Source organism: Neobacillus sp. PS3-40 (assembly GCF_030915485.1).
GTDB lineage: Bacteria > Bacillota > Bacilli > Bacillales > Cytobacillaceae > JAUZPL01.
The window spans coordinates 328805-349409 of record NZ_CP133266.1; the positions used below are offsets into that span (position 1 = coordinate 328805).

At 37.4% G+C, this 20605-nt stretch carries 17 protein-coding genes; 1 reads left to right on the forward strand and 16 read right to left on the reverse strand.

Going from position 1 to position 20605, the window contains the following annotated elements; translation table 11 throughout:
• Positions 1–562: 562 nt before the first annotated feature.
• The 8 genes from RCG20_RS01715 to RCG20_RS01750 all read right to left on the reverse strand — a co-directional run bounded on the left by RCG20_RS01715 (position 563) and on the right by RCG20_RS01750 (position 10660).
• Positions 563–5128 (reverse strand): glutamate synthase-related protein, encoded by a 4566-nt coding sequence (locus RCG20_RS01715; protein WP_308182512.1) that lies wholly within the window; start codon positions 5126–5128, stop codon positions 563–565.
• Positions 5129–5648: 520 nt separating this feature from the next.
• Positions 5649–6293: a hypothetical protein gene (locus RCG20_RS01720; RefSeq protein ID WP_308182513.1), complete on the reverse strand. Its 645-nt coding sequence runs from the start codon at positions 6291–6293 to the stop codon at positions 5649–5651.
• 203 nt (positions 6294–6496) lie between these two features.
• The gene (locus RCG20_RS01725) at positions 6497–6994 is read right to left on the reverse strand and encodes an aminodeoxychorismate lyase (protein WP_308182514.1); all 498 of its coding nucleotides are present in this window, start codon (positions 6992–6994) and stop codon (positions 6497–6499) included.
• Positions 6984–7364: a hypothetical protein gene (locus RCG20_RS01730; RefSeq protein ID WP_308182515.1), complete on the reverse strand. Its 381-nt coding sequence runs from the start codon at positions 7362–7364 to the stop codon at positions 6984–6986. The genes RCG20_RS01725 and RCG20_RS01730 overlap by 11 nt, the downstream gene beginning before the upstream one ends.
• Positions 7365–7741: 377 nt before the next feature.
• Positions 7742–7954, reverse strand: coding sequence for a hypothetical protein (locus RCG20_RS01735; RefSeq protein WP_308182516.1), 213 nt, complete (start codon positions 7952–7954; stop codon positions 7742–7744).
• Between the two features lie 655 nt (positions 7955–8609).
• Complete coding sequence (locus RCG20_RS01740; RefSeq protein WP_308182517.1) at positions 8610–8861, reverse strand: hypothetical protein; 252 nt, start codon at positions 8859–8861, stop codon at positions 8610–8612.
• 887 nt (positions 8862–9748) lie between these two features.
• Positions 9749–10126, reverse strand: a complete 378-nt coding sequence (locus RCG20_RS01745) for a hypothetical protein (RefSeq protein ID WP_308182518.1) — start codon at positions 10124–10126, stop codon at positions 9749–9751.
• Positions 10127–10438: 312 nt separating this feature from the next.
• Complete coding sequence (locus RCG20_RS01750; protein ID WP_308182519.1) at positions 10439–10660, reverse strand: hypothetical protein; 222 nt, start codon at positions 10658–10660, stop codon at positions 10439–10441.
• A gap of 160 nt (positions 10661–10820) precedes the next feature.
• Here RCG20_RS01750 and RCG20_RS01755 point away from each other — a divergent pair, with 160 nt between their 5' ends.
• Entirely contained in the window at positions 10821–10985 is a 165-nt protein-coding gene (locus RCG20_RS01755) for a hypothetical protein (RefSeq protein ID WP_308182520.1), read from the forward strand.
• Positions 10986–11135: 150 nt separating this feature from the next.
• Here RCG20_RS01755 and RCG20_RS01760 read toward each other — a convergent pair whose 3' ends face one another.
• From RCG20_RS01760 to RCG20_RS01795, 8 genes are all read right to left on the reverse strand, one after another.
• Entirely contained in the window at positions 11136–11321 is a 186-nt protein-coding gene (locus RCG20_RS01760) for a hypothetical protein (RefSeq protein WP_308182521.1), read from the reverse strand.
• A 105-nt stretch (positions 11322–11426) separates the two neighbouring features.
• On the reverse strand, positions 11427–11576 hold the full coding sequence (locus RCG20_RS01765) for a hypothetical protein (protein WP_308182522.1): 150 nt from the start codon (positions 11574–11576) through the stop codon (positions 11427–11429).
• 340 nt (positions 11577–11916) lie between these two features.
• Complete coding sequence (locus RCG20_RS01770) at positions 11917–12240, reverse strand: hypothetical protein (RefSeq protein ID WP_308182523.1); 324 nt, start codon at positions 12238–12240, stop codon at positions 11917–11919.
• 330 nt (positions 12241–12570) lie between these two features.
• Positions 12571–13266 carry a VIT1/CCC1 transporter family protein gene (locus tag RCG20_RS01775; RefSeq protein WP_308182524.1) on the reverse strand — a complete coding sequence of 232 codons (696 nt, stop codon included), beginning with the start codon at positions 13264–13266 and terminating at the stop codon, positions 12571–12573.
• A gap of 186 nt (positions 13267–13452) precedes the next feature.
• A complete protein-coding gene (locus RCG20_RS01780) occupies positions 13453–14046 on the reverse strand; it encodes a hypothetical protein (RefSeq protein WP_308182525.1) in 594 nt (197 codons plus the stop codon).
• Positions 14047–14241: 195 nt separating this feature from the next.
• Positions 14242–15429 (reverse strand): methionine gamma-lyase, encoded by a 1188-nt coding sequence (megL, locus tag RCG20_RS01785; RefSeq protein ID WP_308182526.1) that lies wholly within the window; start codon positions 15427–15429, stop codon positions 14242–14244.
• 629 nt (positions 15430–16058) lie between these two features.
• The gene (locus tag RCG20_RS01790; RefSeq protein ID WP_308182527.1) at positions 16059–17123 is read right to left on the reverse strand and encodes a C45 family autoproteolytic acyltransferase/hydrolase; all 1065 of its coding nucleotides are present in this window, start codon (positions 17121–17123) and stop codon (positions 16059–16061) included.
• 100 nt (positions 17124–17223) lie between these two features.
• Positions 17224–20448, reverse strand: a complete 3225-nt coding sequence (locus tag RCG20_RS01795; protein ID WP_308182528.1) for a DEAD/DEAH box helicase — start codon at positions 20446–20448, stop codon at positions 17224–17226.
• Between the last annotated feature and the right edge of the window lie 157 nt (positions 20449–20605).

Consider the following 20605-nt stretch of genomic DNA (forward strand, 5'->3'; position numbering starts at 1 on the left):
ACCAATCATAGAACTCTTTATGGAATATCATAAATAAAATGACCATACATCTTAAAAGATTATTAGGATCAGCTCCAAAGGTGTATGTACATACCGCTTGAAATTTAATAAACCGTTTTTCTTTAAAAATATAATTAAATATAATCCTAAAATTACATCTTTAGAACCATAAAGCTTTTAAATACTTTCAATTTTAAATTTCCAACTGTTCTTTTTCCTCAAAAAAAATTTAGGTATCAACTTAACATTCTATCGTTCTAAAAACTAAAAAATTCCCTCACATAAAAACGAGAAAAAATTGATCGATAAAGAAAAAAATTCCTATTTTAATATGGAGGTTTATAACTTTTAGCCACCAATAATGGTAAATATCCCACTCGAATACTCAATAAAAATAGGCCAGGGCTTTACTACCTTTGCCCCGACCTAATTTTTTTGACAATTTCTAAGCCTGATTTTCAAAACTGGTTTGCGAACTATTTTATAGAAGATACTAGATTATACGCCCAGACAAGAGGTCATTTTGGATCCTTCGATTTGATTATCTGGGTACCTTTTTCTCTTATTCTGTGGCATATTCCTGGTCGGTTATACACGCTTGCGGTACCACCATCAGAAAATGACTTTGTGGCTCATTTATCAGTGTTCCCAAAGCTTTTGCCGTTTGCAGCTGTCCGCTGTTGCTTAGCTGTTGACGATAAGCCCTCAGCAGCTCACTTACGTCCTCATACCCTTTTTCGTCCAATGGGAGCAATTCAACCTGTGCACCCTTGGCGAGTCTCTTGCGCAATGCGGCTTCTGTCAATCCTGCAGCTGGAATTATCCGCAAGTACACTCTGCCACCAGTCATTCCAGAACACATCCAAGGGCCCGGGTCGCCTAAAACGACTGCACGACCAGCTGTCATATACTCGAAAGCAAAGCCTTTGATATTAGCTCGCGCACCCAAGAATGCCAATTCATCATGAAGCCTTCCCTGTAACTCCCCTCCTATCACGAGGTCAGCGCCAGAAAGGCGAATACCAGCACGAGCATCGGCATTTCCTTGAATAATGAACAATCCGCCCTGTGCACCATAAGCAAGCCCCTTTCCAACGGATCCGCCCACCATGATTCCTTCTTTGTTAGCAGTTTTCAGGACAACCACCTTCCCGCCCAATGCTGTTTTTCCAGTACCGTCTTGTGAACCGCCGTTGGCAATACTTGTCATGCCTTCTGATTGATAGGCAGCAAAACCGGCGCCAGCCACTGCAGAATGCTCAATCCACACATTAGCTTGATGCCCTTTCTTGCCCCTTTCTCGGACACAGCGTCCACTTTCATGAACTCCCAACGCCCGGGGAACAGCCTGCAGCAAGGGCACTCCCGAATATCCGGAATCATCTTCGTCTATTACAGATATGAAGTCCGTTCCGTTGGACAGACCAGCAGACCGAACAGTCGTAGCAGTAGCAACTTCCTGAATATTGGTGCGGTTCTTCACTCTCGTCCCTTTACCCAAGTGGGCCTCTTTGATTTCGAGTAGCCATTGCAAATCAAGGGTGTCATGAGCGTTGATTTGTTCGAGCAGATCCCTTCTTCCGACTAAGTCCTGGGTGCGCTTGGCGCCCAATTGGGCAGTCAATTCCTGAATATGCCTACCGATTTCCTTAAAGAACCGCTCCAAATTGTTGACCGAGCCGGATGGGTCGTGTAAGCATTTCACTGTTTTGCCGCTCGCACAGCAGGATTCCCCTTCTTCATGGGGCTCATTGAACATGCTGCAGATTTCCCGTTTCATACACATACGGCAGTCGGTACAGCCAATGGCGGCAATTGCCATCGTAGCAAAGCCCACCCGGTTTGCTCCCAGCAAGATAGACTTCATTACATCTGTGCCTGATTTCATGCCGCCGTCAGCCCAAATTTCGGCTGAATCTCTCATTCCTGCATCGCATAACGCATCATGCACAAGCTTTATACCAATTTCCATCGGTAGACCGACATGACGGATCGCATGCGAACGGGCGGCGCCAGTTCCTCCATCAAACCCGCTTAATTCCACAATATCCGCCCCGGCCTTGACAATTCCAACGGAAATTGTGCCAATATTTGGCACTACTGGTACCTTCACGGCTACCTTTGCTTTAGGATTCACCTGCTTAAATTCATAAATTACCTGGGCCAGATCCTCAATAGAATAAATATCATGGTTATTTGAAGGTGAAATCAAGTCGACCCCAGGCAAAGCATTTCTTGCTGCAGCCACCTGTACAGTTACCTTCGAACCTGGAAGATGACCGCCCTCACCAGGCTTCGCTCCCTGACCGATTTTTAATTCAAGCACATAGGCGTGATTACAAAGCTCGGCATTTACGCCAAATCTGCCAGAGGCGATTTCCCGCCCTCTGTTGCGTGAATATTTTTGAAGTAAATCCTTAATTTCACCACCTTCACCATTCAAGCTAACGATATTCAAACGATAAGCAGCTTCCGCATATGCACGAAAGGCGGTCTCACCTTGGGAGCCGAAGGACATGGAACTGATCACGAATGGGTAGGCATGCCCGTCAATAGTTGAATCAATTGGTTCTTGTGGATCTAATATTGGAACGGAAGTATTTTCTTTAATCCGCAGTGCATGCCGTAGGCTAATCGGATTTTTATTTTCCATAAATTCAAGTGCTTTCAAGTATTGCCCATAACTAATCTGCCCTTTAGCAAAGTTCGCGGCCGATTTGCAAATACTTGGAAAATACGAACGAGCCTTTACAAGTCGCAATTTCTTTTCATCATCTGCAAGATATAGTGCCGCTCTCTTGGTCGATTGATCATCCATCCCTGCAAAAGAATATCCCGTTTTTTCATTTCCGCAAAAAGCTGGAACACCAATCACGTCTGCCACTTCAGATGAGAGCCCAATCGCACCGAAAAGTCGTTCATATCCGCGGATCTCATGAATGCCCAGCGTCGAGATAACTTTTTCAAGCCCTTTAGTTATAGCAGTAAGCAGGTTTTCTAAAGCTTTGTCCCCACCTTTAACAGCTGCAATCTCCCACATGAGGTATGGGGTAACAGCATCGGCCCCAAGCCCTAATGCGACAGCTATGTCATGGAGGTTACGGATTCCTCCACTACAGAGGATAAGGCTCAGACGACGACGCAAACTCTCTCCTCCCCCGGTTTTAGAGAAGGTCTGTGATAATACTCGATGTACAGCAGCTAAGGCAGCAAAGGGATCCGTATGCTCACCTTGGATAAACTGAGTTCGATCGTCGAGTATGATAACATGTGCACCTGCTTGGGCAGCTTTTTGCGCTTCATCCTGAAATCTCTTTAGTGCATCTGCACTAGTCTCTTCCGTCTTGCGGTGGAGAAGAATTCGATGCGGTGCATTGTTGTTTCGCTGCAACTTAGCCACCACATTATCAAGTAGCATCGTACCCTGGCGTTCCGCAATCTCATTTAAAATATCATGGGATAAAGACGGCATCGCTGGAATCTCGTCCAACAAAAGCGGCGTTAGCACATTCAGACGAGGAGATTCGCCGAATTGTCCTGTAAATGAAGGACGGCATCCCAACACCACCCGTGTGCTAAAATGCTCAATTTCCCGTTCGCGATCAATCGCAGGATTGGTGACAACAGCGACTGTTTCCTGTAAATAATCGGACAACAAGCTCATTTCTGGAGAGAGGGCCGTGATTGGTTGGTCAAAGCCAAGCGACTGAATTGGCTCTGTTCCCAAGCACATCTGTGTCTCTAGCAAATCAAAATCGTAGCTTCGGAAACCGAATGCTGCCGCACGTACAGCTAAAGGTTTTGATTCTGCATAATTTTCGCTCGTTATCGTTTGCAAAGGATTAGCCTTTTCCGAGTGTTCATGATCAAGATCTCCTTCATGGATCACGAACCGTTGCGTCGCACGCTCAAGCACTTCACTCTGCAAATCTGAGTAACTGTAAAGTTTCCACCCTACATGATCATCGTCGTTTACTTTCACCCGCTTCGCTCCAATTTTTTCTCCTGGAGCTAACGGCTTCGGATCGCTAGTCCAATATGTTGGCGGAATAATTCCAGGCTCGGAGCTAAAGCAATATGCTTCCTCAGTGTCAACTAGCCATAATGGACGAAGTCCCAATGCATCAACCGAGAATACAGCTTCATCAGCATAACGCATAATTAAAGCTGCGGGCCCTTGGGCGAATGGGCCCCAAAGCGAGCGGAACCAACTGTACATCTTCATCAGCTTTTGAGGCAACTGCTTCATTTCATTCAAAATCGCTGGAAATAGCAGTTCTACTGACTCAAATAACGACCAACCATGCATTGCCATGAATGAATGCAGCCCCCAGTCAACCATTTGGGAATCGCTGAATTCAGTGCTCATCGGTACATTAAGCATGCATGCTTCGGAATAGAAACGCGTAATTGTATTGATTTCACCATTGTGTCCCAGGATACCGAATGGCTGAACGCGGGCAAACGAGGTGGACGTATTAGTTGAAAATCTTGTATGGGCTAATACATAGGAGGTAAGGCATCTATCATCTTGCAGATCTTTATAGTAATTAGATAAGGTCTCAGAGCCACCCACTGTTTTATATACAACTGTGTGTCGGCTTAGTGACGCCACATGCACTGCAGGAAGTTGCTCTAGTGCTGCGTTCGCTTTGAACAATGCCAATTCCGAATTATCGGGACATATGCCTGAGAGCTGCAGAAAGACTGGATTTTCACAGTGCGCTTTCGGACCAAGTGCATTTGTGTTGATACCGTCTGAGCGTTTCAAAAGAACAGAAAGCCCTTGCTCTGCTAATATTTTTTCAACAGAAAGTAGCATATCTGGATAAGACGAACGTTCCAGTAGAATATGCCCGACATAAAATCGTTCATTTGTAGCAATGTCCTCCTGTATCTTCGCTTCCCTTAGCCAAGCTTTCCAAAGCGCCCGTGGCAGATCGATCTGTAGACCGCAACCGTCACCCTCTTCACCGATAAATCCGGCGCGGTGTTGCATAGCTGCAATCGCCTGCAATCCTGCTTTAATCGGTTTACGGCTTGAATGTCCCGATTTTTCTAGTTGTGCATAGATACCGCAGGCATCATGCTCGCGTTCTATTTGAGTTGCAAATTCTCCAATGGACATTATCCGTCACTTCCTTCACTTGGTGTATTTATAATATAGATTGTATTTTTATACATTTCATTGATTTACATCAATAAATTCTGAATTAAATTAAAAAAACAAAAATTTACCGCTTTAACGCTGCATATAGTGCGACTTAAATTGATTTTTTTCAGTAATCCGGCGATTTTTCATTAAAAAAAAATCCATAGAAAGCTGTTATATCCACCAAATTTCATTATTTCGGAGAAAATGCTATTTTCGTCAACTCTTGAAAGAAAACTATTCTATGCTCTCTTTCAATCTCTTTACATTATATTTTATGTATTATGGGCCCCTACAATCTGATCATTGTGTAAATTCCCAACCTTATTTAAACAAAATCTGTATTTTTATGCGCTTTCATAAATTATGAAACACTCATGTGAATATTGCTGGCGGTGGTAGGTTGATGAATTTTATATAGGGAATTTATGAAGCTTTCGTTAAAATTCGACGTTAAAAAAGCATTGGAAGTAAAGCTCCAATGCTTTTCCTAAATTTATTTATCGTTTAATAGCATTCCCCATTCTCGTTCCCACGTACGAATCAAAACATATCGTTGAATTCCTCTCGTTTTCAAAAGGGCTACATGGCCATGATTGAAAGCTTCTTCTTTTCGATTTTCCTTCATCAGTAGTTCTGCCGTTAATGCCTCTCTCATCCATAACTTCGGGTTACGGTCTATAAGCTGCCGAGCTTCATCTAGGTTATTAACCAACATTGAATGGATAGTTTGATAGTAAAGGGTAAACGTTGATCTTTTCATTCCTTTTAATAATTTTTCCATGTCTTCTATTTGTCCATGAAAAGTGGCGTGGATCAATTGATGCTGTTTTTTTACTGGCGATGGATAAGGTCGTTTATTGATTTTTTGGATAGCTTCGTCTACTTCTTCCTCTAGCCCGTTTGCAAGACCATAGTAGAGCTGGTAAATAGGGTTCTTTTTGCTTTTCAGAAGAAATCGCTCTGTGCTTTTTACGTTACCCTTTCCCAAATGCATCCGTAAAAACGGATATCCAATAAAATATGCAATGATGAAATAGATCAATATGGAAATAATTAAGCTAGGAATATCCAATATAATACCTATTACTTCAACGACTACCCCAATTATAAATGCATAAATATAAGATAAAAAATTCATTGCTTTCACCTTCGTTTACTTCTAGTATGTTTTAATTGTTTTTCTATAACCGTAAACTTACAAGATAATGTTCCTAAACAAAGAAAGACAATCCCTATCATAACTTTCTGATAGCGATTGCCTATTATAGTTTCGTAAAAAACAAATTAGTTTATACCTAAAACAACTAGTGAATTTTCTTAAGGTAACGAAATATATCAAGATTACTTCTTAAAAATAGTCGCAATAATTTGATCATAGGCCATTGCACTATCTACCTCAAATGTACCAGGACGCAAGTTCTTTTCTAATCCTTTTTTCTCAATATCCTGCGAGAATTTAAAGGCATTCGGGATAATTTTTGCTTTTACAAGAATATTGCCGACATCAATGCTGGTCATACCATCTGCAACATTAACAACCACACGGTACACGACTTTGTTAGAATTGTTATCTTTAGAAGGAGCTTCTTTCGGCACAGATCCCTTAGCATCTTTTATATTCTTATTATATTCAGCTTTCGTTTGGACGATATAGCCTGCAGCTGCAAGCTTGTTTTTCATCTCTTTTTCAGATAGCTGAACGGTAGAATTTGCTTGGTTTTCGGTTGTTTTAACAGATGTTTTTGAAACATCACTTTTACCAGAAAAATACACAATGCCACAAATAAATGTTGTGATAAGGATTCCAGCTGCAAAGCTACTCAGTAAGTTAAATCTCATCTGCACCTTTTCCCCTTTCATCCTTCGATGTTAGATAAGGAGCAAGCATCTGTGTAATTTCGCTTTCTGTTACCTCTTTTTTCGTTGCAATGCTCTCGATGGAGTAATTACGTCTATATAGGTCTAGCACTTCCCTCATAAAAATTACTTCATTAAGAGAAAGTTGAATACCCGTTTCCTTTATCATAACTTCTAAATCAAGTTCAATATTTCGAACCGAATCTTGCATGCTATTGATTTCTTTCATAACTTCTATATGAACCATGTCAATTCTTTTTTGTTCTGCTTTAGTTGATTGAATTGACTTTGAAAAAGAAATAATCAGCAACAAAGCTGATATCAAAAACAAACATGTTAGTGTCCATACCATAAAATAAGTCCCTCCGTCTTTGAATAAAAGTAAGCAAGTATTTATTATACAACTAAAATATTATTTTTTCGATTTTATTCTCATAAATACGAAAAAAGTCGATTAGCACTATATCCTTCGATTCCAATCTCTAATAACTGTCCCTTTTTTTAAATTAAACCTAAATAAATTTTTGGATGTTCAAGAAAATACTATCTCAAAATACAAATTTCCCTTAAAAATTCCAGTAAATAGATAATAGTAAAAGCTGTCATTTCAAAAAAAAAACCTAGTAAAGGAAGTATCTACTAGGTGGTCATTTAATTCATTTTCAAGTTGTTAGAACTAGTATCCACCCAAATACTACTTAATTGCCTCAACTTCATTTTATTTTAAATCTAGATAAGTTGATCTTGAGCAATACTTGTTAGTTTTGATATTTTTTCATCTAAGTATTCGTTAATAAGTAAATCTAGTTTTATTGAATCTGAAATATAGTTTGTACTAGACGGCCCCGACTGTGCGTATAATTCACTTAAATTAATTCGTAGATTCATTATCTCCATTAAGAGTTTATTATTTTCATCTTGACTATATTTAGTTGTTCCCATCATATTTACACCTCAATTATTTTTTGTAATATGATTTTGGAAACCAAGATGAATTGTTTGTTCTTATCTCCGATGTTAACCTATAAAAGTAATTCCAAAATCGCTTTGATAGTAACATAGTCCTTATCGGTTGTGAATATGAAATTAAAAAGTAATAATATTATAAAAAATGTTAAATAATATTGATATATTAAGTGATGAGACTAAGTCCTATCTACCTTCATGATACCAAACAGTTTCTCTACACAGATAAATATTATGAAAGTGATACATGCTTTAGCGTAATAATATTATAAGTAAAAGTAAAACTATTATAAATATTTCAACAATTATACATTCCCGTAAATCTAGACTCTATCTTTGAAATTCATTACATGTACCAATTATCAATCTGGTTAATTCTGTTGATCGTTAAGAACCCATGTACCTATCGATGTTTGAAAAATGATTGTACTTAGCCCCCAACTTTGCCCGTTGATTTCCACTCCGGGCTCTTGCTTTCCGCGGGGAGGGATGGGAGCCTCCTCGGCGTTCCGCCTGTGGGGTCTCCCATTCCCTCTAATCCCGCAGGAGTCAAGTGCCCTTCTCTCCAATCAACTCAGGTAGATAAAGTGGAAAATGGACTCTCGATTAAGAAAGTCCTTTAGAGTGATGTTTACACTCCTACCTTTTCGCATAGTTTCTCAAAATCATGAAAAAAGGTAGTTTTTCTTTCTGTGTCACTTAGAATAGTAACGATAGGTTTCTCATAAAGAAATTCCCTAACTTCGTCTTTCCCTATCCTATTCTCCATGCGTTTAAATTCTACTTCATTCCTTAATTGTCGTAGGTTTTGGTTTATTTTTCTTGTTTTTCTACTTGGCATTAAGTGAAAAATATTTTCCGCTAAATTTCCTAATATATCCAACTCAACACCCCCTTTACCATTTTAATACAAATATTAAAAATTGTTTAGATAGACTTTGATTATTATAGATTTAGCAACAATAGTTACGATAAGAGTCTTTCAATAAGGATATATTACTGTATTAAAAAAGACGACTCTAAAAATCAATGTGAATTTTAAGTCGCCTTTATTAAATTGACTAGTTATTATTCTTTTTATCCATGACTCTACCCTGAAATAACTGTGAATAACTATTATTTCATTCATAGATGTGCCAAAAATTTTGCATGGATGTCTGTTAAAGGTAAATATTGATATTTGATACCTGTCTGAATTCTTAATAGACGGAGAAATTCCTATTAATTAGTAAATTGGATTAAAAATAGAATAAATAGACGGAGAGTTTCCGCCTATTGACTCAAAAACCGCGAAAATGGACGGCTTTGCATTGCCTAACCGGAAAACCTTCGCTTATACACCCCCGAAACGAGCTCCATTCTGCATTTAACCGAAAAATCTCCGCTTATTTTATTTTCGTTAGTTTCTCGGATTACTTGAGTAATGATTGCCGTTATTACTACTTTAAAAATGGCTCTGTTAAACAATAATGTCTGTTAACGCCACTCGAAATCACTTATTTATCCCCTTATTTATATATTCATTTTAGAATAACAGTTCGTTTTATTCGAATATCAATATAAATATTTGATAGAGCCTTTTCTAAAATAAAGGATCTTATGTCGTGTTCCCTAATCATAATGAAAAGCAACAATGAAGTTTAACAGATCCTTTTCTACATAAAAGGATCTATCTCCCACACATTACATGCTGAGGAAATAGATCCTTTTGTTTGTGGTTTTTTAAAATTATATTGCATACTTCAAGGCCTTATCGCATTTACATGACCATTAGCGGACTTCGTATCTTTTATGTTTCCACCCGACGAATAATGACCATAATCCAATAGCACCGTGAAAATATATTAACCAGCTTATTTGAAAAAAAACAACAATTATTCCTGAAATGGTCGCTATTATTAAATAGAGTAATAGTTTAAAACCCTTCCACTTTTTCTCGCCGCTCTTAAATGGATTACTCAATTCATGAGGGATATGTGTACGAATTAATCTGAATAGCATTACTCCAAGAGCAAGACCAAGTATTATGTGGATGATAAGAATTTTATTATAGATAAGTCCTTTCAAGGAGCCAAATGGAATAAAAAGAAATAGTCCAATAATAGCAGTGAAAATAGCTAATCGATAAGTTCCTTTCTCTTTTGGCAATGGATCACCTACTTTTTTGGTTTTTTCTCATTACAAAATAGTTTTCTAAAGTAGTTTCATAACACTATCCATATGCCTCAATAATTTATTTATCACTTAAAATTAATTGACATTATTTTTCCTATTCCATGCTAAGTGAAACAACTATTCTGTTTGTAAAAAAACTGCATTTTTAAATAGGCAGGACCCTGTTGAAACTTTGTGTTTCCATATATGAAAACTACCACAATTCGAAGATTGTGGTAGTTGAAAGTTTTTTCTAATTTATATCACTAATTGGGCTAGTAATTTGAAATTACTTTTCGTTTACCTTTATTCCAGAATAATACCCTTTTGATAGCTATCCATAAAACTTTCAACAACTTCTTCTAATGTTCCATTTGCTTCTGGAACTTGTACAATGACTTCATTACGACTATTCACGGCAACAATATTGACGTCATAGAGCCGATTCACATCAAGTTGAACCTTCAAATCTTCTGCAATTGTTTGGGCATTAAATTGATCATTAATTAAAAATCGAAAATTTTTCAAGATATTTTCCCCTCCTAATTCATATAAAATTCCCGTTATATAAGACCTTTACTAATGAAATAGAATGACCTAAACACTAAAAACTAGCCTTTGTTCTTATTCCATTATGTTGTAATAAATTTTTCCACCTTTACACATTATAATAATTGGAGGTGAAAGCATGGAAAAAGACATAAGCCAAAACAGTAAAAATCAAAACAATAGCATTGATCAGGATGCAATTATGAATAGAGTTAACCAAACTTTTGATAAAATTGCGCAAGATGTCAGAAATATGATAGATGAAAACGAACAGACTACTACTACTAAAAATCCATTATCCTAACGCCAGTATTGGCGTTTTTTTGTTTCTAAGGCAAACCTTTCTTCAAAAAATAAAAACGTCTATTTTTGATAGACATTAGTATTTGTTTTCGGAAAAAGTATTGTTTTCTCAAGATTCCATTTGGAAAAGCCTTAACTATTTTAGCTATTTTTATAAACCTCCACAGGAAAAATTTTTATCTTTTCCATCTTGAGAGGTTTCTTCTTCTTTCGGATCTATAGAAACAGATTCATATCCATATCCTGTTGAACTAATTTCTAACACTTCTTTATTGGCCTTTCCTTTAAAATTAAGGTTAGTTTCATCAAATTTTTGATTTGAAAAGTCTTTTTCCATTTCCGAACCTCCTTTAATTAAAACAGGGGCAGATTATTTTTAACCCCATTTACGCACACTTAGTTTCTGATCATTCTTGTTTTTCCCAAAAAAGTAAACACATAGCTATTCTCCCAAATAATTTTCATCTTTTTCGTAGGCTATAACAAATACTTTTTTGTGTGTTTCCTCGCTTAAACTTTCTTCAAGCGATTTAATTTCATTTATTAAATTAGGCGAAAGGTCAGCGGTAACATACTTATTTTGTTTTTCCATCGTATCTCTCCTTTTTTTACTATTATTTTACCCGCTATTGCTAAATATTCAGATTTGCTCCAGAAAAATACTTTCAAAGAAAAAGACGACCTTTAAGCAATAGGTAATTGATTTCGTTATAAGCAGATAAAAACACTTGGCATCAATCTAACGGGTTCCGTCTTGGGAGAGAAAAATACAAATAAAATAGGAAGTAACATACCAATTAGTATCGGTTTCAACAAAAAATTAGCAATATAAATAGCAATCAAAAACGCTCAGATCAATTAAGTTCTGAGCGTTTTGACGTGTAATAAATTATCCTTATTTAATTAAAGAACAGATACTTTAACAAAAATTATTATACATTTGGGTCCTCACAACAGAAATTAGCAAAATATAAAAAGTTGATTTTCCTGACGTTAAAGTAAATTAAAGTTCCCCCAGTGCCTTTTTCATAAGGAGGTTTAGTTAATTTATATAACTTCTTATTTAATTTAGCATATTTTGCTTTGTCTTGTTTGTTAATATTTTTCTCCTCAATAATTCCTGTGGAAATTGCTTTTATTGGATGACCCATAGCGAATACTGTGGTTCTTAAGGCTATATTTGGTGTGGAATGCAAAAGAAGAAACATGCCAATTACTATTGAAAAAGAAATTAATGCAACCATTTTCCCCCTCATTTGGTTTCCCCCTAAAACTTTCGAGCTTATTTAATTATACATTCCTTAAATAAAGGTGGAAATAAATTCCTCGAAAAATTAACCAACCCCGTTATTTAAAAGCAATCCTTTACAAACTCCATTATATTTTTATGTAAATTTTTCCATTTATCTTCAAAAAATAGGTTCGCTAATATCTAGCGAACTATCTCAAATAAATTATATCTTTTAAATCAAACATTTTATCAATTATGCCTAATCTTTGTGCAGGGGTACGCTTTTCGACGTCAAGTTCTTTAGTAGCTTCACAGAAGTTAAAAAAGGTACGAGGAATTCCCCGTACTATCCTTTTTACGAGAGCAAGCGCGCAAGCCCAAATGCAACAGCTGCCGCTAAGCCACCAACGATCGTCGTTTGTACCGCGTTCTTCCATGGAGTAGTTCCTGTAAACCTACCTTTTATGTATCCAAATATCATTAGAGCAATCAATGTAAAGATAACGGACATTTTTAAGGCAGAGGCAGGATCAGAAATGATTATGTATGGTGACAAAGGTATAAGTCCCCCGACTATATAGGAAATTGCAATTGTTATTGCACTATTTCTTGCCCTGCTAGGTTCTGGTTTCTCCAAGCCAAGCTCAAACTTCATCATAAAGTCTACCCATTGATCAGGATTTTTTCTCATTGTAGCTGTAATAGATTTTATTTGTTCCTCTTCTAGGCCATACTCCCTGAATACTTCAGCTACCTCTTCTTCCTCTTTATCAGGGACCTCAATTACTTCTCGTTGTTCCCGTTTTAATTCCGTTTCATAATGCTCCGCATCCGTTTTTCCAGCCAAATATCCACCAAGTCCCATTGCAATAGAGCCTGCCGCAATTTCTGCTCCACCAGCTGTCATAATTAATGCTGTAGTATCAACTGCGCCTGATAAACCTGCTGCCAAAGCGAATGGAACCGTCAGACCGTCAGACATGCCAATTACGATATCACGGATAAGATCCGAACTCATGAAATGCTTTTCCTCATGACTGTGTTTATCCATTATTTTCACTCCCTATGAATTCAAAAGTACGTTTTTAGTAAATTTTTTTCTCTAAAAAAATAAAAAACATATGAATGCTACCTAAGCTTACCAATATTTTTCGACAAAAGGCAGAAAAATCCTCCAAATAATAAAAACATGTGTAAAACAAACACATGTTGAATTCTTTGTATTCTTAGATTTAGCTCACCATTCCCAGCGCTTCCATAAAACATTGCAATCAAACATATCTTCAAAGGTATGTTTTAGCATCCAAAGAAATTTATCGGCGTTTTCAAAGGTATTTGTTATACAACCAGAAATAAATTGATGTGAATTATCCAAAGCCAGATTATAGTTTTCACTATTGTCAATTATCTCAAGTGCTATATAAACAACTGTGCATAGCCCTAACGCCTGACCATTTTCATTATTACATGGAAACCATATATCAGTACTACCAGTGGTGATTTTGCTTGTAAAATCAGCCAAGCTTACTTTTTCAATCTTACCTTCAGCAGTTAATTGAATGATCATATCATCGCCAACATAGATCCCTGAATGGTCTTTATCATCTAATTGGCAATAAACTACTGAACCTAAAGCTGGTTTTTTATCATACATTATATCATAAGGTTGAACCTCAGATAAATGAGAAACGACCGGAATGGTTACTTTTGATTCTTCTTTTGTACTCTTTTCACCTGAAAAGCTTTGTTTTCCACCTACTTCACCAACTTCTTCTCGTAAATCTTCGCTAATAACCAAGCCACGATTTACAAACTTTCTCCAGAATCCCATTCTCGTTACACACCCTCTAAAAAAATCCACATATCTATTTATTTTTCGTTCTACATATCTGCAAACCCTTTATTATTATTGTTAACATTTTGTGAAATAACCGCTAAGGGAGAATGGTTAGGCGTTGTTGCCCTTATGCACTTAGCTACAAAAAAAAACGAGGCAAATTAGTATTTTGCCCCGTTCCTTTTTATTCTATATAGAATCAAGTGCTTGTTTTAGGTCTTCCCATATGTCTTCCCAAGCCTCTAATCCGATCGATAAACGCAACATTGTATCTGTAATACCCATTTCTTTTCTTGAATCCTCTGGAATTACAGCATGTGTCATCGTTGCAGGATGTTCAATTAACGTCTCAGCATCTCCCAGGCTAACGGCAATTTTAATTAACCTTAGCTGATTCATTAATTTTTGAGCTTCTCGTTTTTCCCCTTTAATTGTAAAGGAAATCATTCCACCTGGTTTTTTCATTTGCTTTTCCATTATTGCAAATTGCGGATTTGTTTTATCTCCAGGGTAGAAGATTTCTTCTATTATTGGATGTGTTTTCAGTAATTCTGCAATTTTTTCAGTATTTTCCGAGTGGCGATCCATTCTAATAGGTAATGTCTTCATTCCTCTTATTAGCAGCCATGCATCAAATGGAGAGATAATTCCACCGATATCTTTCTGCGTAGTCATCGAAATTTCATCCATGATTTCTTTCCTACCAACAGCTAATCCTGCCACAACATCACCATGTCCGCAAATATATTTTGTCGCACTATGAATGACAAAATCACAGCCTAATGTTAATGGTTTTTGAAGGTAGGGTGAACAAAACGTATTATCGACTACTACTTGTAAGTTATGTTTCTTTGCTATTTTTACAACCATTTCTAAATCAATTAGTTTCATAGTTGGGTTTATTGGTGTTTCAACATAGATACAAGTTGTTTCAGGAGTGATATACTTTTCGATTGATTCTTCTGTATCCATCACACTGAAATCATGTGAAATTTTATATTTATTTTTCATCATTTGTAGTAATCCAAATGTACAGCCATAGAGTCCTTGGGTACAGATAATATGATCCCCAGACTTAGTAAGGGCTAATAAAATTGCCGATACAGCAGCCATTCCTGAACCAAAAGCGAGCCCTCGTTCACCTTCCTCAAGTGCCGCAATTCTTTCTTCTAAAACTTTTACCGTAGGGTTTCCTAGTCTTGAATAGATGTACCCGTCTTCGTTACCTGCAAAGCGATTTTCGCCTTGTTCTGCTGTTTCAAAGGTAAATGTGGAAGTTTGATAGATTGGTGGTGTTAAACTTCCAGAATGTTGCTGTGAATCGTAGCCAGTATGAATAACAGCTGTTTCCATGTTTTTAAATCGATTTTGACTCATCTACATTGCCTCCTCTTGTTCCTTCTCCACCTGATTTGGTGAAAAACAGAACCAAAAGCTATTTTGATATTTTAAAAATACCTTTATTTTAAGAATATGCTATAACAAAAGAAATTGAAAGCGTTTTCAATATTTATTGTTTAAATTTCAATAAATCATGGTAAAGTATGAATAATCATCAAATTGGCAACTATGTACCTTTTCAAGTAGGAAATAAGAATTTAACGAATTGTCGATATCCACTTTAAATTCGTCTCAGAACATCAGATCGCTTATTCTACGGGTTGCTTTAATGAAGGCTCTTTTCTTAAACTTTGTTGCTATTTGAAACTAAATTAGAATGGGATTCCAGTTTACCGATGAAACCCGTAGGAAGTTTTTAAGAAAAGAGCACGATACTATTGCTATTTCGGGTTTTTAGACTAGGTACGAAAAACAACAATCTATGCGAAAACAGCCTTAATGAAAAAATGGCTTGGAAAAACTCCGAGCCATTTTAATGAGTATGCGAATTTCATTAAGAATATTTGCCGTTTGATTTTACCTACGATTCACTGCTTTGCACCTTAGAAGTAATCCTGTAATTTTTACACTGTAGCATTTTATTTCAGTAATTAAAGTAAATAAAGCTATTTTCGAAACCAATCCGCGTGTTCGTCCATATGCACAAATGGTATATCTGTATCTATTTCTCCAATTATCCGGTCTATCTCAAAATCTTGTCCAGCCAGCCATTTGGCGAAGTCAAATTGAATGGGTTGTCTGTCACCACCTAAGGCAATCCACGCTTTCATTTCCCTTGGAAAATAGGCTGTTGTATGAATGGTCCCTGCCCAACTACTGTATAAATCCGAAAATAACCCTTTATCGGTATCATTTAGCAACCGAAATGCTTGGTTAGCATCTATGATATTCCCTTGATGTTCTTTTATAATATCCAATCGTCGAATAGAATCCACAAGATGGTTCCGATTTTCATGCTTCATTAGTTCAAAATGATTGGTGCAGGCTGTAGATTGACGCACCTCAATACCACGCGGAGATGTTTCGACAACATAGGTCTCACCACTTCGATCATAGACAATATAACTAAACGAATGGCGGTGAGGGATCTCTTTTAACATCGAGACGGCCTCCAAAACACTTCCACAAGATTCTAAAATAAGTCTTCCAATCATGCAACAAATGAATCCAATTCCAGGATCTTTTCGGTGCATAAAGTTATAACCAAGCGCAAGCCCTTTTTCGTTCATTCCGTCCATTCGTCCTGTTACGCGTTGACTTGGACCAATAATTGCGTACCCTTTATCTGTTGGTTGAAAAATGGTGTATCGACCTTCATATGTCTTTGGATGGTAATCATAATTGCGCATCAAATAATGATCACCTGTCAAAATGGAGCAACCTGAACGAACATAATCCAAGCGATAACCCCCAAACTCCATCAATACACGTTCAATTGGCCATTTTAACCCATCTTGCAATCCAAGTAATTCATCCCAAACGCCCGGCGCAAATTTCGTTATTGCCAATCTTGCCTCTTCAACATTAACGGTAAACCTCGGCTTCCTGACCTTCCACTGAATTTCCCGATTTTTAACTGTAAGAGAATCGATTAATTTTTCACCTTCCATAAATCCAAAATCATAATGTGTGCCCCGAAATTGAATTACTTCACTATATATTTCTTTCATCAATTATCCCCCTTTGTTTCACTGACATTTTTATACTTCCTTATTTTTATTTAAAAAAATTCCCTACATTTCGGGATAATCAAGCCCTTGTTATGACGCTCTAGATCATCAATATCTCCCGAATATCCTCTTCGGTTAGTGTTGATGTGGCTTTCTGCTTAGGATCGATTATTTCTTCAATTAGATGTTTCTTTTTTTCTTGTAGTTCATTTATTTTTTCTTCGATTGTTCCACGGGCAACAAGTTTGATCACCTGGACGACATTTGTCTGACCAATCCGGTGTGCACGATCAGCTGCTTGCTCCTCGACTGCAGGGTTCCACCACGAATCGTAGAGGATAACGGTATCGGCACCTGTCAGATTAAGCCCTGTTCCGCCTGCTTTCAAGGAAATGAGGAATATATCTCGTTCACCCGTATTAAATCGATTGCATATTTCCAGACGTTGTTCTGATGGTGTTTGGCCGTCAAGGTAGAAAAAAGGCTGTCCTTGAAATGCTAAATCTTTACCAATGATTTTAAGCATTTTTGTAAACTGCGAGAAGATCAGTACCCTTCTTCCAGAAAGATTGGATTCTTCTAAAATCTGCTTCAGTTGTTCAAATTTAGCAGAGCTTCCTTTATATCCGTCCACAAACAGTGCAGGATGACAACAAATCTGACGTAACCGAGTCAACCCAGCCAAGATTTTAATACGATTTTTCCGAAGTGTATCTTTATCAAGATGCTTCAACGTGTCATGCCTGAGTTTTGCCAAATATGCAGCATAAAGTTTCTTCTGCTCAGGAAGCATCTCCGCTGAATCCATCGATTCTATTTTTTCAGGCAGCTCTGAAAGCACATCCTCTTTCAACCTCCGCAGCAAAAATGGACGAATCCTTCTGGCAATGGTTTTCCTTGGGAGGTTACTGTATTCCTTTATTCCTTGAAACAGTTCGGGAAAGACAACATGAAAAATAGACCACAATTCTTCAAGTGAATTCTCTACTGGTGTACCCGTTAGCGCGAAGCGATTATCTGCTTGGATCTTCTTCACTGCTCGTGCTGTTTGTGTCACGGGGTTTTTAAAGAATTGAGCTTCATCGAAAAACACTGTATGAAAGTTTTTTTTCTCAAACCACAATATATCTCTTCGCAATAACGGATAGGAGGTAATGATAACATCCGTATCTGTTGCATCCTTTTGAAGCATAAATCTTTCTGTTTTATTTCCGTCAATAACAACGGCTTGCACATCCGGTGCAAATTTTATAAATTCACTTAGCCAGTTATATGTCAAAGATGATGGGCAAACAATCAGAACCGGTAGCTTCTTTTTACGAATGTCAGGCAGAACTGATAAAATAAACGTGATACTTTGCAACGTTTTACCCAGTCCCATATCATCTGCAAGAATACCCCCGAAACCATAGCTAGCAAGTGCTTTCATCCATTTATAGCCGTGTTTTTGATAGTCTCGCAATATTGGTTCTACACTTTTCGGAACTTTAAACTTCAAACTATCTGGATTGCGAATGCCTTCCACAAACTGAAGGAACGATTCCTCTAACGTGAAGGTATTGCTTTCATCAACAGTATCAAGAAGCGGTAAGCCTCGAACGATTGGTAGATTCAAACCCTTTTCCAGATCGTCATTTTGAACCGGAAGTGCATTCAAAAAACGATTAATTTCTTCAAATTCCCTTGTCTCAAGCGACATAAGCGCTCCATTCCGTAGTCGGTAATATTTCCGTTTTTCCTCAAGAGCTTGAAGAATTTCACGTATCTGTTTTTCAGGAATTCCGTCCATCTCGAATTTAAATTCAAGCCAATTGGTGCGTTCTTTTTTGAACTTTACCCTAATCTGGGGACGGGCATTCCCCCCGAATATTCGGTTTCTTACCGCCGTTGTTGCATAGATTTGCACAAGCTTCTGAAGCTTAGGAACGATATTGTATAAAAACTCATACTCTAACTCTTCATTATGCAAAAAATATCCGCCATCTGTCTTTGCAAACGAACCTTCCTCCATCAGCTTTTGAATTACATTTTCTTTCTCCAGATCCCTAATCAGCATCGAGTTAATTTGAAGTTCCCGACTTTCTAATGGATTCATTACATTATTTTCATAGTGAAACTCTAGCCCCGCAAGCAGTCGATTTTTCACACGATCCAAGTATAATTTAGCAATTAATGGTGTACTCACAAATTTTTTGGCTAGAGCCCCTGATATTTTTACATCGCCAAGTTTTCTTAAACCTGGAACCACTTTTTCGAGGAAAAGGTTCAGCTGTTCCTCAAAAATAGGAATTCTGTTTATTCCTGATTGTTCTATCATCTGCTTTAGGTCTAAAAGCCGTTTACAGTCTTCACTTTTCAGCTTTATTAGTTTTCCTTTAAATAGGACAGATTGATATGGATATAATACAATCATCTGGTTTAGCCCGTTGATCCTTAGTTGATAGCCACTTCCCTCAGTTTCTTCAAAGTCAATTTGTAAAGGCAGAGGTTCCTTGGATAAGCGAATACCGTCAAATGAATTCCCGTCATACTCAAGCTTCACGAATGGTGCACTTTCTAATAGAGGAAAAAGTCTATTCCATGAGGATGTTGGAATCAGTAATACGTGACTATCACCTACATATTCTTGTTTGTCTAACAACTCATCAATGTACACCTTTTCATCTACAATTACTTGAATAAGTTGATGAATGACATCATCCGTTTCTTTTTGAAAGCAATAATGGATTGGGTCATACGTAAATGAAAGGGAGAGCAAGCAGGAATTGCCTTCCTTTATTTGTTCTAAAAACTCTCGGATATTTTGCACATTTATTGGACCAACCTTAGCTGATATTCCGAACAGGACTTGTCCCTTTCCAATGTTGACAGGCTTACATGTAAATTCCACATCAAGCACTTTTCTTTTTTCAAAATGGAGCTGATGCATGCTTGAACGAATAGGCTTTTCATTAAAAATAGTCAACAAACCTTCAGAAAGTTTCGTATTTGTTAAAGTGTCAGGCTGTCGTTTGCTTTGGTCCAAAGGGATGGTTCCGCGACGCTGATGTTCGTAAACTGAAAGTAGGACAGCTGCAATATGCTGACAATCCTTTGCAAAGGAAGCAAGCGTTGGACAGCTGCATTTCGTGTGAAATCCACCATTCTCAACCTGTTCAATGGTGACATGAAAATCTTCCATCCCCCCCGTTACAGTTGCCTCACACCCACCAGGACCGTACGTTTCAAATATTACTTTATTAGCTCGATAAAAAGCGTCCCCTCTTTTGAAGGAGACCAACCCGCACATTTCTTGAATGATTTTTTGGTTTACTTTTATATTCAAATGCCTTGCTCCTTCCTGAGGATGTTTCACTTTTTGTATCAAGGCTTTTATTGGTTTTTCAAATAAATTGATGTTTGTTTTACAATTTCACTTACAGCTACCAACCCTAAATAATATGAATCAATTATCACGATTGTATCATAAGAATAGACCATTT